The organism is Cupriavidus sp. GW823-FHT07A04 (assembly GCF_058794615.1).
Genome location: NZ_JBXAHA010000011.1, coordinates 232,024 through 247,759 on the forward strand (window position 1 = coordinate 232,024; position 15,736 = coordinate 247,759).

Annotated in this window: 16 protein-coding genes; all 16 read left to right on the plus strand. The window is 64.3% G+C overall.

The annotated features are described in order from the left end of the window. Positions 1-3 precede the first annotated feature (3 nt). Positions 4-936, plus strand: coding sequence for a PilW family protein (locus AC1Q7Q_RS20615; RefSeq protein ID WP_492373316.1), 933 nt, complete (start codon positions 4-6; stop codon positions 934-936). Next, on the plus strand, positions 927-1,550 hold the full coding sequence (locus AC1Q7Q_RS20620; RefSeq protein ID WP_492373315.1) for a pilus assembly PilX family protein: 624 nt from the start codon (positions 927-929) through the stop codon (positions 1,548-1,550). Before AC1Q7Q_RS20615 ends, AC1Q7Q_RS20620 begins: the two co-directional genes overlap by 10 nt. Positions 1,551-1,580: 30 nt before the next feature. Next, on the plus strand, positions 1,581-5,552 hold the full coding sequence (locus AC1Q7Q_RS20625) for a pilus assembly protein (protein WP_492373314.1): 3,972 nt from the start codon (positions 1,581-1,583) through the stop codon (positions 5,550-5,552). 18 nt (positions 5,553-5,570) lie between these two features. Continuing rightward, a complete protein-coding gene (locus tag AC1Q7Q_RS20630; RefSeq protein WP_492373313.1) occupies positions 5,571-6,017 on the plus strand; it encodes a type IV pilin protein in 447 nt (148 codons plus the stop codon). A 6-nt stretch (positions 6,018-6,023) separates the two neighbouring features. Further along, positions 6,024-6,587 carry a GspH/FimT family pseudopilin gene (locus AC1Q7Q_RS20635; RefSeq protein ID WP_492373312.1) on the plus strand — a complete coding sequence of 188 codons (564 nt, stop codon included), beginning with the start codon at positions 6,024-6,026 and terminating at the stop codon, positions 6,585-6,587. Between the two features lie 165 nt (positions 6,588-6,752). Continuing rightward, positions 6,753-7,190 (plus strand): type IV pilus modification PilV family protein, encoded by a 438-nt coding sequence (locus AC1Q7Q_RS20640; protein WP_492373311.1) that lies wholly within the window; start codon positions 6,753-6,755, stop codon positions 7,188-7,190. Continuing rightward, positions 7,187-8,119, plus strand: a complete 933-nt coding sequence (locus AC1Q7Q_RS20645) for a PilW family protein (RefSeq protein ID WP_492373310.1) — start codon at positions 7,187-7,189, stop codon at positions 8,117-8,119. The genes AC1Q7Q_RS20640 and AC1Q7Q_RS20645 overlap by 4 nt, the downstream gene beginning before the upstream one ends. Before the next feature lie 86 nt (positions 8,120-8,205). Continuing rightward, entirely contained in the window at positions 8,206-8,742 is a 537-nt protein-coding gene (locus AC1Q7Q_RS20650) for a pilus assembly protein (RefSeq protein WP_492387206.1), read from the plus strand. Next, entirely contained in the window at positions 8,739-10,271 is a 1,533-nt protein-coding gene (locus AC1Q7Q_RS20655; RefSeq protein ID WP_492373308.1) for a pilus assembly protein, read from the plus strand. Before AC1Q7Q_RS20650 ends, AC1Q7Q_RS20655 begins: the two co-directional genes overlap by 4 nt. A gap of 65 nt (positions 10,272-10,336) precedes the next feature. Then, positions 10,337-10,786 (plus strand): type IV pilin protein, encoded by a 450-nt coding sequence (locus AC1Q7Q_RS20660; RefSeq protein ID WP_492373307.1) that lies wholly within the window; start codon positions 10,337-10,339, stop codon positions 10,784-10,786. 7 nt (positions 10,787-10,793) lie between these two features. After that, positions 10,794-11,366 (plus strand): GspH/FimT family pseudopilin, encoded by a 573-nt coding sequence (locus AC1Q7Q_RS20665; protein ID WP_492373306.1) that lies wholly within the window; start codon positions 10,794-10,796, stop codon positions 11,364-11,366. Between the two features lie 60 nt (positions 11,367-11,426). Continuing rightward, positions 11,427-12,545 carry a bifunctional diaminohydroxyphosphoribosylaminopyrimidine deaminase/5-amino-6-(5-phosphoribosylamino)uracil reductase RibD gene (ribD, locus tag AC1Q7Q_RS20670; RefSeq protein ID WP_492373305.1) on the plus strand — a complete coding sequence of 373 codons (1,119 nt, stop codon included), beginning with the start codon at positions 11,427-11,429 and terminating at the stop codon, positions 12,543-12,545. Positions 12,546-12,629: 84 nt separating this feature from the next. Further along, entirely contained in the window at positions 12,630-13,259 is a 630-nt protein-coding gene (locus tag AC1Q7Q_RS20675; protein ID WP_492373304.1) for a riboflavin synthase, read from the plus strand. Positions 13,260-13,517: 258 nt separating this feature from the next. After that, the gene (ribBA, locus tag AC1Q7Q_RS20680) at positions 13,518-14,630 is read left to right on the plus strand and encodes a bifunctional 3,4-dihydroxy-2-butanone-4-phosphate synthase/GTP cyclohydrolase II (RefSeq protein ID WP_492373303.1); all 1,113 of its coding nucleotides are present in this window, start codon (positions 13,518-13,520) and stop codon (positions 14,628-14,630) included. 66 nt (positions 14,631-14,696) lie between these two features. Then, a complete protein-coding gene (gene ribH / locus AC1Q7Q_RS20685) occupies positions 14,697-15,200 on the plus strand; it encodes a 6,7-dimethyl-8-ribityllumazine synthase (protein WP_150984096.1) in 504 nt (167 codons plus the stop codon). Then, positions 15,193-15,714, plus strand: a complete 522-nt coding sequence (gene nusB, locus AC1Q7Q_RS20690) for a transcription antitermination factor NusB (protein ID WP_492373302.1) — start codon at positions 15,193-15,195, stop codon at positions 15,712-15,714. Before ribH ends, nusB begins: the two co-directional genes overlap by 8 nt. The last annotated feature ends 22 nt before the right edge of the window (positions 15,715-15,736 follow it).

The window sequence follows — 15,736 nt, forward strand, 5'->3', positions numbered from 1 at the left end:
CTCATGGCCGGCTCCGGACAACCACCCCGTCGTCGCCGGCGAAGCTCAGGCTTCTCCATGGTCGAACTGATGGTTGCACTGACGCTTGGCATGCTGGTGCTGGTTGCATCAACTTCCTTTTACCTACTGACCCGCAGCACCTATAGCAGCATCAATGACAGCGCCAACCTCGAGGAGCGCGGTCAGTTCGCGATCGGCGTCGTTTCACGAATGTTGCGTCAGATTGCCTACACGCCTCCGGCCAGCGATGGTGGCTCAATGCAGATCAGCTCGCAGATGCTGATGGGACTGGACAACTGCTCAACTCCCTCGGACAACGAGACGCTGGGTTGCGATGCTGGCGCCGCCGTCAATGCCAGCGACGTGTTGCTGACTCGATTCTTCGGCGTCGGGACGGCGGCTGACCCGACCGTGAGCGATGGATCCATGGTGGATTGCTCCGGACAAGCCGTCGCCGCGCCGTCCAGCATCGATAGTGCGGCAAGTCAACGCGGACTCTCGATTCTCTATGTGCAGAACGGCGCCGATGGCCTGCCCTATCTGATGTGCAAATACCGGCGGCGCGCATCCGGCAAGGAGACGTCTACCTTTGTCGCGCAGCAACTTATCCCGGGCGTAGAGAACTTGCAGGTGCTCTACGGCGTATCCACAGATGACGATGAAGTGGCGGACAAGTTCGTTCCCGCCAGCCAGGTCGGCGCAGCCGAATGGGCACGCGTCTATGCGCTGAAGGTGGCTTTGGTCGTGCGAGGCGACAATGCAAGCGCAGACAGTTCCGGGCAGCCCACGATCCAGCTCTTCGGTCCTATATACAACGGCGCCGATGGCACGTTCACGCCGACTCAAAACCCACAGTCCGCGCGCCGCCTGTTCACGGCAACGGTGCAAGTGCGCAACTACCTGAGTTGCATGCAGGGAGATCCTTCGTGCCTCTGAACCATCCAGCAGTGAAATATCCAGCCCGCGGCTTTGCCCTGGTCACCGCGCTGATCATGCTGCTCGTCATATCCGTGCTGGCACTGGGTGGCGCGAGATTGGCGCTGGACTCAAAACGCACAACCCGCAATCAACGCGATTTCGAGATTGCGTTCCAGGCAGCTGAGGCCGCCTTGCGCGATGCCGAAATGGACATCCAGAACACAACCGGCCCCAAGAGCCGCTCGGTAATTTTCCAGCCGACAGCGGCGACGGGCTTCACGGTCGACGGTGGATGCAATATCGGGACAACGGTAGCCGCTCCCTACCAGGGCCTGTGCAATACATTGGCAAATATCAATGCACAGATATGGAACACCGTTAGCTGGAGCGCTTCTGCCACCAACCCGCAGACGGTGGCCTACGGTACCTTTACGGGCCGGACATTCCCGACCGGGACGGGCCTGACTCCAAGCCAGAAGCCTCGCTACATCATCGAGTTGCTTCCTGATCAATCCATTGGCGGCGCCGTTGACAACACGCGCTATATGTATCGGGTGACAGCGGTTGGCTTTGGCCCCAACAACGCCACCCAGGCAATGGTTCAGTCGCTGTACCGCAAGACGGACAACTAGAACAGCCAGCATCGAATCGGGAACGAATTCATGAATACACTCCGACGCCTGTTGCCTCTGTGCGCGATGCTATGGGCTACTGCACTTTGGGCGGCAAGCACGCCTAGCGTGCCAACCGTGACAATTGCGCAGACCCCTCTATTCGGGCAATCGCAAAACATTCACCCCAACCTGATGATGACGCTCTCGGTAGAGTTCCCGACTACGGGTACTGCCTACCGCGGCCCCTTGAATTCGAAGAACGTCGACACGTCATATAACTACAATACGACTTACCTCGGTTACTTCAATGCAGCCAAGTGCTATACATACGACAGCACCAATGGCTATTTTGCAAGCAGCGGCAACGCCTCCGGCAATGGAGGCCATGAATGTTCCAGCGCATTTAGCGGAAACTTCATGAACTGGGCCGCGTCGTCCTCGATCGACGAACTGCGGATGGCGATGACCGGCGGCGACCGCGTGGTGGACACCACGACCCAGACGGTCTTGCAGCGTGCCGTGCTCCGATCGGACTTTTTCCGCAGCAATAGTTACTTCCCGGTCAAGAGCGTCACGGCCGTCAGCAACATCAGCAGCGCGCCGAGTGCGGTAACGCCGTTCTCGTACAGCACGATTTATATTGCTTCGTGTGGCAACCACATCTTCTTCTCCGATGCGGACGATAGCAGCGGCAACTGCGGGAGCCCGGGAAAATATGCCGACGTTTACAAGAACAGCAAGCTGACGGAACGACGTAGCTTCCGTGTCCAGATTCAGGTTTGCGATAGCGGCGAGGCAACTACGCGCACCGACCTCTGCTACAACTATGGCAGCAACTACAAGCCCGTCGGCCAGATGCAAAGAAATGCCGATCGCGTGCGTTTTGCGGCTTTCGGCTATCTGAACGACGGCACCAATGACACCAGCAAGACACCGAACGAGCGCTATGGTGGGGTGCTGCGGGCCCCGATGAAGTATGTCGGCACTACTGCGGTTGACTCCAACCTGAGAACGATCGCAAATACCGCAAAGGAATGGGATCCGGCAACGGGCGTGTTCTATCGGAACCCGCTCAACCGCACAGAAGGAATCAGCGGGGTTATCAACTACCTCAATCAGTTTGGCCGCACGAGCACGCAACTCAGTGGCAAGACAATGGGCGACCTTGGCGGCCCAACAGATAACCCGCTCGGCAACTACAAGACGTATGACCCGATCAGCGAACTGTTCTACGAGAGCATCCGCTACCTCCAGTTCCACAAGGACGGCCCCACCCCACAAGCTATCAGCGGCCTTCCGAATACGACCTATGCAGACAACTTCCCCGTCTACACGACCTGGGATGCCGACCCGATGCTCAACAGTTGCCAGCGCAACTACGTCGTGACGATTGGCGACATCAATACCCACGAGGATCACTACATTCCAGGCAACGTCGACACCTCGCACGGCGACCCTGCCCGGGCAGTGGACAGCTATAGCGGATTCGATGTGCGAGCGTGGACCAACAAGGTCGGAGCACTGGAAACCAACACGCCAGCGGCGGGCAATGCCACCCCCCTGCCCTCCTCGTTCACGAATCTGGGCGACATCCTGCATCCGACCTCTAACTGGTCAACCTATTACATTGCGGGGGTCGCCTACTGGGCGCACACCTCGTCGTTTCGCCCCGACATGCCCTCTGCGCGCGTCACGACGTTTGGCATCGATGTCAATGAAGCCGGAAACGGAACGGTCGGCGCAACCCAGCGTCAGAGCCAGATCTTTCTCGCCGCAAAGTACGGCGGATTCAAGGATGATAAGATCGACGGTGGCAACGGGGACGGAAATCCCTTCAAGGCAGCCGGCCAGGGCGGAACGACCGTTACCAATAACACGGAGTGGGAAGCTGCGCCCACGGGATCGAACGTCCCATCGAACTGGTTCCTCGCAAGCCAGCCGCAGGCCATGATCGATGCCATCAAGAAGATCTTCGTCCAGATCACGAGTTCCGCGGGCACGCTCTCCGGCATCGCGCTCACTAGCAACCGCATCGTGCAGAATGGTTTTGTCTACACGCCCGGGTTCGACCAGAAATGGAACGGCCAGTTGAGCGCCTATGCTATCTCCAAAAGCGCTGACGGCACGGCCGTAACGATCGCGCAGACCAGAACGTGGGAGGCAGGGAACCGGCTCGCCAGCAAGAGCCCGAGTACGCGCTCCATTTTCACCCTCAACTCGACCAGCGGCGCGGGAGTTCCCTTTCAGTTCACCGGGAACGCCATCTCGTCTGCGCAACAGGCGCTACTCAATCTCAACCCTGACTCTGGCTTGAATGATGGCAACGGCCAAAATCGCCTCAACTATCTTCGTGGCGACCGGACACAGGAAAGCAATGGGCAAGGCGGTGGCGGTCCGTTCAGAGCCCGCACGATGGTATTCGGCGACATCATCGGATCAGGCCCGGTCTTTGTGGGTGACCCTGCCGCAACCCGTACCGATAGTGGCTACGGCAGCTTCCTGACCACCTACACCGGCCGCACCCCGATGGTTTACGTCGGAACCAACGACGGCATGCTGCACGGCTTCAATGCGAATACTGGCGACGAAGTCCTTGCTTACGTGCCCAATGCCATATTCAGCGCGCTGCCGCAGCTCACATCACCGAGCTATTCGCACCGCCCATACGTGGATGCCACGCCCCTGGTCACAGAAGCACAAGTCAACGGCGCCTGGAAATCCGTACTCGCTGGCGGGTTCGGTGGCGGCGCGCAAGGCATCTACGCACTGGACGTGACCGATCCGGATGGCGGCAAGAGCGGTACAGCCTTTAGCGGTGCCAACGTCCTCTGGGAGTTCACCGACAAGGATGACGCCGACATGGGCAATGTCATGGGCCCGCCGATCGTCGCCAAGCTGCAAACCGGTACGGATACCAGCGGCAACCCCGTCTACAAATGGTTTGTCGTGGTCGGCAATGGCCTGAATCCCAACCAGAATGACGGCTATTCGAACGCCAATGCCCCAGCTGCCTTGTTCTTGCTTTCACTGGACAAGACAGCGGGTACCGCGTGGACCCTGAACAGCAATTACTTCAAGATAGTCACGCCCGCGCCCGTGGCAGTACCGCCTTACGTTACAGCGAACGGCTTGAGCACACCGGCTTCCGTTGGCGCCCCCAATGGCCGTGTCACAAGCTTCTACGCTGGAGATCTGCAGGGCAATTTGTGGAAGTTCAATGTGGCTGGCACCCCAAGCACGTGGAATGGCAATGCAACCGCCGGTGCCCTGCCGGCTTTCGGCGGAACACCCGGTAAGCCGATGTTTGTCGCCACCGACTCACAGGGGCGGCGTCAGCCGATCACGGTTCAGCCGCAAGTGGTCTACGCGCCCGGCGGGTACATGGTGCTATTCGGCACAGGCAAGTATTACGAACTGTCGGACACGTCCTCCTCAGTTAGCCAGACCAACTCGTTCTATGGCATTTACGACGGCGGCGGCACCAACTACGTCCCCGACCGCAGCAAGCTCAATGCAGTAACGATTCAGGCGGCTGCCGACGGAAAGTCGTACACCTTCAATTCCTCGTCTTACGCTCCGGGCTATGCCGCGCCTCGCAAGCCTGGCTGGGTTCTGGACTTCCTTGACTCGACGGAGAGGCAAGTCACTTCCGTGGTTGCGCAGGACGGGATCGTGTACTTCAACTCCCTCTACACCGGCACGGATTCATGCGGCACCAGCGGTGGCAGCAGGAGCTACGCGCTGGGCGCACTGACCGGCATGCCGGGAAACGGGGTTTCGGGCTATCTGTCCAGCATCGGCCTGCTCGGTGCGCCGTCGGTGATCGTCATTAACGTCGCGAACGCGAATCGCAGCGCGGTCGGCGGCATCGTCGAAACGAAGACCACCCAGGTCATCTCATTTGGCGCATCCGGCACAGCATCTGTCGGAGCCAATGGCCAGAGCGGAAATTCGACCAATTCAAATATGCGCAAGGCCCGTGCCGGATGGCGCGAGATTCGAAATTTCACGCTGAACTAGGATCGAAAGGGATTCGCTATGCAACGCGCCAATAGGACATCCCAGCGCGGCTTCACACTGATTGAAGCCGTGATCACGGTGAGTATCATTGCCATTCTTTCCGCGATTGCCTACCCGAATTACTCGAGCTATGTTACGAAGGGCAAGCGTGCTGAAGCTAAGGCCGCCCTGCTCGAAGACATGCAACTCTTTGAGCGGCATTTTTCGCAGGTAAACAGCTACTACGGCGCGGGTACAACCACCCTCTGGACTGGCTACAAGACCTGGTCTGGAGATTCTCCCACCACCGGCAGCTACCAGATCCTGGCGGCCCAATGTGGTGCATCGAATGGACAGTGTGTGGAACTGCAAGCCAGCCCGATCAAACCGGACTCAACGTGCGGCACACTGGTCTATCGCAGTACTGGCGAGAAGTACAACATGCTTACCAGCGGCGTGTATGCTACGACCGCAGGCTGCTGGTAAGCAAGTATGCAAAAGCTCCGGATCCAGCCCCCCCGTGCGAGCGGATTCACGCTCATAGAGTTGGTGATCACGATGACGATTGCCGCTATTCTGCTTGCCATGGCAACGCCCAACATGAGCGACTTCCTGCGACGGCAGCGCCTCGTTTCGGCTGCCGACGGCTTCGCCTCCGCCATCGCGCAGGCGCGCTCCGGGGCAGCCGCAACCAACAGCTATGTCACCGTCGCTCCCATCGGTGCGGCGTGGAACAATGGCTGGCAGGTATTCTCTGAACACAGCACGCCTGACGGTGCTTTCACGACGAGTGACACATTGATTTCGCAATACGATCCGATCCCCAGCGATATCACCATCACCTTCAATACCAACCCCAATGCAACGGGATATGTCGCCTTTTCACCGGTCGGCTATTCGATCACGGCGGCTACACGATCCCAACTCACGGCGACCGCAACTTTCACGCTGGGTACCCTGCAGCGCGTGGTGGAGATCAATGCGCTCGGCAGATCACGAGTCTGTGACCCGTTGCGGGATACCACTTGCACCGCGAGCGCGCTGGCACCGCCCTGATCCATCTGGCGCGGCAACCGGATGGATCGGATTGCCGCCGCTCCGCGCATTGGCGCTGCGGGCACGCAGAATTAACAAGCCGCCTCACAACCTCTACAGTCTGGAACATTTTCCGGAGCGCATGCTGGCTACTCTTGGGCACAACGCCTTCCAAGGGAGCCCTTCATGCAAGTGCGAGCAAGACCGCGTATCCGTCAAGCTGCCTTTCCCCCGTTGTATCGCCGCGGCGGCGGCTTCATCCTCGTCGAATCCCTCACCGCCCTCGCTGTCCTCGGCGTCGGCCTGCTGCCGCTTGCTGCGCTGGCGCCGTTCGCACTAGGCACGCTGCGCGGCTATGAGGCTCTTGGCCACGCTACACGGGCCGCCGCGGAATTGGCAGAATTGGGGGATCCGGGCCTCGCGCTGTCTCCCCTTCAGGCGCGCGGCATTGGCCCTAATGACCTCCAACTGTGCCAGTCGCTTGCTTCGGCGGAGGGCGGCGGGTGCTCGCCGGGATCAAGGCTGGCGGTCGTCGGGCCGCTGTCCTTGGCTTCGTCGAGACCTGCCGGCGGCGTGCGGGACGCGTCCGCGCTGCGCGTCATCGCTCTCTGGATCCGGCCATGAGGGCTCGTCGCGCACAAGGATTCTCGTTGATCGAACTGATGGTCGGCCTGGCTCTCAGCCTGCTGGTCAGCGCGCTGGCTGTGTCTGCGTTCCATGCCGTCCAGGTCACTTACCGCACCGCCGTCGATCTCGTGCTACTGGAAGAACGCGGCCAGCGGGCGCTCGCGATCCTCTCCCACCTGGTCCGGCATAGCGGTTGGCAGCCGGTCGGCGCGGCCTTGCCGGCCAATGCACCACCGGCGCTGTCAGGGCGCGACGATTGCGGCCAGCCGGGCATTGCCGCGCTGCCTACCTGCACTCGCCGTGGCATCAATGGCAGCGATGCGCTGCTGGTGCGATTCAGCGGCAGCGGGCGCGTGCAGGATCCGACGCTACCGGACCAGACCATGATCGATTGCAGCGGGTATGCATTGCCGGCGGTGAGCGTTGGCGGATCGGCTGGTGGCGCAGCCCGCGCTTATGCGGGGGAGAGCCTGATCTATATCGCCACCGGCGCGGATGGCGAGCCGCAACTGTTATGCCGCTATGCCAGCCGGCGCGACGGGCGGGTGCTGGAGGGAAGCTGGACTTCGGGCGCCCTGGTGCGCGGCGTGGAGGCCATGCAGTTGCGATACGGCATCGATACCGATGGCGATGGCAAGGCCGACGCGTTCCTGCGCGCCGAGGAACTGCGCGCCAGGGGCGATGCGGCCTGGCGCGAGGTACTGGTGGTGCAGGTGGCACTAGTACTGCGTGGTGAGCGCCCACTGGCGCTGCCGGCAGCGCCGGCCGTACTCACCTTGTTCCCACCGGGCGCGCATGCCGGCACCGGCCTCCATGTCGACGACCTCGTCTTCTCGCCGCACGACCGGCCTGCCTTGATACGACGAGTGTTCTCGGCATCCGTGCGCCCGCGCAATACCTGGCCCTGCAGGCAGACACTATGCTGAGCGCGACGGTTGCGCCTTGCCTGCTGCGCGGTAACCGGGCCGGAGGGAGCACCACGCTCCTGCTGACGGCCACGATGCTTCTGCTTGTGGCCGCCACAACCCTGGCTGGCCTTCAATTCCTGCTCGCCAGCAGGCAAGTGGCCACTTACCAGCTCGAACAGGAGGTCGCCTTTCGCGCGGCGGAGACGGCGTTGCTCGACGCGGAAGCGGAGTTGATGGCGGCGCTCAGCAACGGCGCGTCCGGAGTGCATAGCCGCCTTGCTGCGTGGCCACCGCCGGGCCAATGCGGCGCCGGCGCGCAGCGGGGACTCTGCCGGCCCGCCCCGGGCATGCCGCCACCATGGTTGAATTGGCTCGATTCGCGCCGGTCGGATGAGACCACCGGCATCGCGATGGGCTCATTCAGCGGCGTTACCCTGCCGGCCTTGCCATCCGGAGCGGTTGGGGCGAGCGCCATGCCGCGGTACGTTGTCGAGTTGATGCACGAGCGCCCTCCTGGCGAATGGCTGGGATCCGATTACGCTTCAGGCACGGGGCCGCGCCTGCGTTTCCGCATTACTGCGCTAGGCATTGCGCGCGACGCGGCGGTACGCAGCTTGCTGCAAAGCGAGTTCCAGCCATGACGCGCTCCGCCCGGTTCCACGACTCGCTGACCGCACTCGCCGCCGGACTGCTGCTCGCTGGCGCTGCACAGGGCGCGGGCAGCATGCAGCCCGTCCTGGTGCCGCCTCCCACGTGGATGCCTGGCTGGCCGGGCCACGCCGAGTTCGTTGCTCTGCACGGTGCGCGCGCCGAGCTGGTCTGGCTAGGCATGCGTGATGGCAGGCTGCGCGCGTTCAATGCGACGTCCGGCGACGAAGTACTCGCTTACCAGCCGCGCCCAATGCCAAAACAGGGTCCCACACCCTGCCCCCACCCCGAGGCTGCCGACGTCTCGCTCGAACCCGGCCGCTGGCGCACCGTGCTGCTGTGTGGCCTTCCGGCGGACGCAGCCGATCCACAGGCAGGTGTTTTCGCCCTCGACATCACGAATGTGGCGACGCAGCGACCAGCGGGACCGCTCTGGGAGGCCAGGGCTTCCGACACGCTGCCGCTGGCCCCGTCGGGCCCCGTCCGCGCATTGGCACTGTCCACGCCTGAAGGCCCGCGCTGGTACGCCATGGTGACGCTGGGCGCCTCGCACGGTCGCCAAGCCCACCGAGGCGTGCCGCATCGCGATCCGCCGGGGCAACAGGCCGGCATCGCCATCCTGCCCCTGGACAAACCCACGCACGCGCCGTGGCAAGGACGCCACGCGATACGCCGGCTGCTCCTGCCGGCCGGCGGTTGCGGGAGCGCCGGACCCAACCCCGCGCTGCTTGCCGCGAGCATCCTGCCAGATACTTCCGGCGTGGCCCTGGCGGCGTACGCGGTGGATGCCCTCGGCGGGCTCTGGCGCTTCGACTTGCGCGGTGCAATGCCATGGCGCGATAGCGGCCGGCGCGTCGACTGCATTTACCGGATGGACAACCCAGCACCTTCGCCGCGCGCAATCGTGCCCCCTGCCCTGATCAGCGCCGCTGGCGGCCACCTGGTGGTTTACGGAACCGGCACCCATGTCAGCGCGGTATTCGACGGCACGGCCCTCGCAGACGCAGGTAGCCCAAGTCGCAGCGGCGCACGCATTGTGGCCCAGCCTCAAGGAGGCGGCGTGGTGCTGCGCCGGCAGGCTCACACGCCGGATATTCAAGGCCGACAAGTATCCACCGCTGGCTGGCACTTGCCTCTTCCCAATCCCGGCGAGCGCCTGGAACGGCTTCTCCCCGCCGACCCGGGCTACCTCGGCTTTGTCACTCGGACGCCCGACGCGCGCCAGCGCGCGTACCTGATCCACGCGCTGAGCGGCGAATCCACTGCCAGCGCGCAGGCTGGCGGGCTTCCCACTCACGTAGCAACCGGGTTCGGGGCCAGCGCCGAGGCGACCGTCGTTCTCGAACGCGCGGCACTACCGCCCAAACTTGCACCGCTACCGGGCATTACTTCGCGTGAGGACGTGACCCTGACGCTCTGGTCCCTGGAGGAAGGACGCGCCGTGCCACTCAACCGCAGCGTCGCCAGCCGCCGCACCGGCCGCCTCAGCTGGCGCGAGCTGATCCGCTCCGGGTCGCCGTGAGGCCTAGATACGTCTTCCAGACCAATCCACCGCCAACCGCGCCACCGCTTCCCGGAGCTCCCTGCATGACACCTTGCCACCGCCCAATCGGCTTCACCCTGCTCGAGTTGCTGATCACGCTGACTGTCTCCGCAATCCTTATGGCAATGGTGATGCCTGCCTGGCACCAGCATATGGAACGCGGCAGGCGCGCCGAGGCGCGCAGCGCACTGATCGGCTTGATGCTGGACCTGGAGCGCCACGCGCTCGCCACCATGACCTTCGCCGCCCAGCCGGGCGGCGCGACGGCTGCCGGCAAGTGGCCGCAGTCGGTGCCCGCCCAGGCAGCGCGCCCGCGTCATTGGATCAATGCCAGTGCCTGCCCGGGCAGCGGGCTCGCGCATTGCGTGGAGCTGCGCGCCGTGCCGCAGACGCCGGATGCGTCATGCGGCACGCTGATTCTGCGCAGCACCGGCGAGTGGCTTGCCCAGCCGGCCTTTGCCACGGAGCCGGTGCCGCTGCCCCAGGCGTGCTGAGGCGGCCGTGCGTCGGATCTGGCACCGGAATTGGCACCGGCATTCGCGTCGCGGCGCAACGCTTGCCGAACTGCTGACCTGCGTGGCCGTGCTGGCCATCCTGGCGGCGCTGGCTTTCCCGTCCTGGCAGCGCTTGCAGGCGCGCCAGCAGGTGATGCTGGCGGCAGACCGCCTGGCCGGCTCGCTGGCGGTGGCGCGCTCGGCCGCCGTAGCCCGGCGATCCGACGTGGTACTGACGCCCTTGCCGGGTGCTTCGTCGCTGGACCACGGCTGGCGGCTGGCGCTGGAGCCGGGGGACGAGCCGGGCCAGGGCAACGCCGCCTTGCTTGCTGTCGTCGAACTGCGCGACGCCTGCCTGCGCATCGCCCTGCGCTCGACCGCGCAAGGCAGCAATACGCTGCGCATGACAGCTGTGGGATACTCTCGCTCAGAGCAAGGCGGGTTTCTCGCCGCCACCTTCACCGTGACCTGCCGGGGCGAACAGCGGCAGCTAAGGCTCGGTGCCCACGGCCGCGTCCGCTTGTGCACGCCGGGGCAGGATGCCGATTGCGACGGCCTCGCACAGTCCGAGCCGCCCTGACACCTGATGACTGTAACCATATCCAACTCACCGCCCGCGCGGCAGGAAGCACCAGGCCTCATGTTCTCCGATACCGACCACGCAGCCATGGCACAGGCTCTCGCGCTCGCCGAGCGTGGCATGTACACCACCACGCCCAACCCGCGCGTTGGCTGCGTGTTGTCCAAGGACGGCAAGATCATCGGCCAGGGATTCACCCAACCCGCTGGGCAGGATCACGCCGAGATCCAGGCGCTCAAGGATGCCGCAGCGCGCGGGAACGATCCCAAGGGCGCCACGGCCTTTGTCACGCTCGAGCCCTGCAGCCATTTTGGCCGGACGCCGCCCTGCGCGGACGCGCTCGTGCGCGCCGGCATCGCGCGCGTGGTGGCGGCCATGGAGGACCCGAACCCGACTGTTTCGGGCCGTGGCTTGCAGCGGCTGCGCGAAGCCGGCGTGGACGTACGCTGCGGCCTGCTCGAAAAAGAAGCACGCGAACTCAACATCGGCTTTGTCAACCGGATGACGCGTGGCCTGCCCTGGGTGCGTGTCAAGGTGGCCGCCTCGCTCGACGGCGGCACCGCGCTGCACGATGGCAGCAGCCAGTGGATTACCGGCCAGGCGGCACGCGACGACGGCCACGCCTGGCGTGCGCGCGCCAGCGCTATCCTGACTGGGATCGGCACCGTGCGCGACGACAACCCGCAGCTCAATGTGCGTGCCGTGGACACGCCGCGCCAGCCTCAGCGCGTGGTGGTGGATTCCCGACTGGAAATTCCCCTGGACGCGCGCCTGCTGACGCCGGACACCGGCGACTTTGCCAAGCCTGTGCTGGTGTTCTGCGCCTTTGACGATGCCGCGCGCCGTCGCGCCCTGGAAGCCCGCGGCGCGGAAGTGGTGGTGCTGCCCAATCCCCACGGCAAGGTGGAATTGCGCCACATGCTGGAAGAACTCGGCCGGCGCGGCATCAACGAGCTGCACGTGGAAGCCGGTTTCAAGCTCAACGGATCGCTGATCCGCGAGCATTGCGCAGACGAGTTGCTGATCTACCTCGCGCCCAAGCTGCTGGGCGACGCGCAAGGCATGTTCCAGTTGCCGCCCCTGGCGCGGCTGCAGGACGCCGCAGCCTTCCGCTGGCACGACGTGCGCATGATCGGCGAAGACCTGCGCTTGATCGCGCGCCGCGCCGATCACGTCTGATCGCCTGCCGGCAAGCCGCGAGCAAAACGAATCCGCTGCGCACCTGCTAGCATGCGTGTTTTCCCATTGCATCAAGCATCGATCATGTTCACTGGCATTGTCGCGGCCGTCGGCCGCATCGAAACCGTATCCCCGCTGGGCAGCAGCGAAGCCGCAGCCGATGCCGGTGTGCGCCTGCGCATCCGTGCCAACGGGCTGGACCTGTCCGATGTCATCCTTGGCGACAGCATCGCCATCCAGGGGGCCTGCATGACGGTCATCGCGCTGGACGGCGACGCCTTCGACGTCGATGTCTCCCGCGAATCGCTCGACAAGACCGCTGGCCTGGACAAGCCCGGCCGGGTCAACCTGGAGAAGGCGCTGACCCTGGCCGACCGCCTCGGCGGCCACCTGGTCTCGGGCCATGTCGACGGGCTTGGCGAAGTCACCCACTTCGCGCCGGTCGGCGAGTCGCATGAACTGCGCGTGCGCGCCCCGCGCGAGCTGGGACGCTACCTGGCCTACAAGGGGTCGGTGGTGGTCAACGGCGTGTCGCTGACGGTCAACAAGGTCATCGACGACGAAGACGGCTGCACGTTCTCGATCAACCTGATCCCCCACACGATCGAGGTCACCACGCTGCAGGACCTGAAGCCCGGCGCGCGCGTGAACCTGGAGATCGACCTGATCGCTCGCTATGTGGAGCGGATGCTGAGCGCGCCAAAACCCGCCTGACCCACGCCTTTTCGGCACCCACGCGGCCTGCCAAGGCCATCTGACTTTCCGCCGGCCGCCGCCGCCCGCAGGGCCATCTGCATTGGCCCTACGGGCGCCGCGCGCCCTGCGGCGCCTGGTTGACGTACAATATTGGGCCAGACCGCTGCCGCGGCCAGCCGGTATACCCTGAAGCGGCAGCCGGCCAGCAAGCCATCCCGCCCGAAATTCAGCCAGAATTCCAGCCCAAACTTCAGCCAGCTTCCCAGCCTGCAAGCTATGACAATCGCCCGTACAGAAGAAATCATTGCCGAAATCCGTGCCGGCCGCATGGTCATCCTGGTTGACGAGGAAGACCGCGAGAACGAGGGTGACCTGGTCCTGGCTGCCGATTTCGTCACACCGGAGGCGATCAACTTCATGGCCAAGTACGGCCGGGGCCTCATCTGCCTGACGTTGACCGCCGAACGCTGCCGCCAGCTCGAGCTGCAACCCATGGTGAGCCGCAACGGCACGGTGCACGGCACCAACTTCACGGTGTCGATCGAGGCAGCCGAAGGCGTCACGACCGGCATCTCGGCGGCCGACCGGGCCCGTACCGTGCAAGCCGCGGTGGCCAAGGATGCCCGTGCCGCCGACCTGGTCCAGCCCGGCCATATCTTCCCGTTGACGGCCCAGCCCGGTGGCGTGCTGATCCGCGCCGGCCATACCGAAGCCGGGTGCGACCTGGGCGCCCTGGCCGGCCTGACGCCGGCTGCGGTGATCTGCGAGATCATGAAGGACGACGGCACCATGGCGCGCCTGCCGGACCTGATCGAGTTCGCACAAGAGCATCACATCAAGATCGGCACCATTGCCGACCTGATCCACTACCGCAGCCGCACCGAGAGCATCATCGAGCGCGCCGGCGAGCGCACCATGCAAACGCCATATGGCACGTTCCACAGCATCATCTATCGTGACAAGCCGAGCGGCCGCGCCCACCTGGCGCTGGTCAAGGGCAACCCGCAGGCTGATCACGAAACGCTGGTGCGCGTGCACGAGCCGCTTTCCACACTGGACCTGCTGGAAGTGTCGCGTACCACGCACTCGTGGAGCGTGCCCGCCGCGCTCGAGGCTATTGCGCAGTCCGAACATGGCGTGATGGTGCTGCTGAACTGCGGCGACACGGCCGAACAATTGTTCACGCAGTTCTCGGCGCTCGACGCGCCGCAAAACCGCCCGCGCGTGAAGCCGGACCTGCGCACCTACGGCACCGGCGCCCAGATCCTCAAGGATCTCGGCGTGGGCAAGATGCGCGTGCTGGCATCTCCGCTGAAAATGCCGAGCATGACCGGCTATGACCTTGAAGTGACTGGCTACCAGCCCATGAGCGGCGGCCAGGCTAACTGAACTACCGGATACACGGCGGCCGCGAGCCTATCGCGGGCCGCCACCCCGAACCCAGGAGAAGATAAGATGGATCACGGTTTCTACCCCAGCAACCTCGAAGGTGAAGGCCTGCGCATCGGCATCGTGCAAGCGCGCTTCAATGAACCGGTTTGCGCCGAACTGCTCGAAGCCTGCGTCGCCGAACTGGAAAAGCTGGGCATCGAAGGCGAGGACACCCTGGTGGTGACCGTGCCGGGCGCACTCGAAATCCCGCTGGCATTGCAAAAGATGGCTGAAAGCGGCCAGTTCGATGCGCTGGTCGCGCTGGGCGCGGTCGTGCGCGGCGAGACCTATCACTTCGAGCTGGTGTCGAATGAATCGGGCGCCGGCATCAGCCGCGTCGGCCTGGACTTCAATGTGCCCATCGCCAACGGCATCCTGACCGTCGACACCGACGCCCAGGCCCATGCCCGTACCCGCGAGAAGGGCCGCGACTGCGCTCGCGCCGCGGTGGAAATGGCCAACCTGGTCTCCGCGCTGGATTCGCTGCGCAGCCAGGAAGCGGATGAAGACGAGGACGACGATGAGTGACGCGCCCGAGAGCAGCAACCCCGCCGGCAAGCCGGCGGACGACGCCAGCGCCAAGCCCGTCGCCAAGGCCGAGCCCAAGGCAGCGCCCAAGAGCGCGCGCCGCCGCTCGCGCGAACTCGCGCTGCAGGGCCTGTACCAGTGGCTGCTGAACCGCAACGATACCGATGCGATCCAGGCCCACCTGCACGACGCCCAAGGCTTCAACAAGGCTGACCGCGAGCACTTCGATGCACTGCTCAATGGCGCGATCCGCGAAGAAACCCGGCTGACGGGCGCCTTCGAGCCGTTCCTGGACCGCCCGGTGAGCGAGTTGTCGCCGGTCGAGCGCGCGGCCCTGCTGATCGGCAGCTACGAGCTGATCCACTGCGTGGACATCCCGTACAAGGTTGTCATCAACGAAGCCGTGGAACTGACCAAGACCTTTGGCGGCGTCGAAGGCTACAAGTACGTCAATGGCGTGCTGGACAAGCTGGCCGCCAAGGTGCGCGCGCCGGAACTGGCCGCCCGACGCTGAACGACGGCAACCGGCGCCGTTC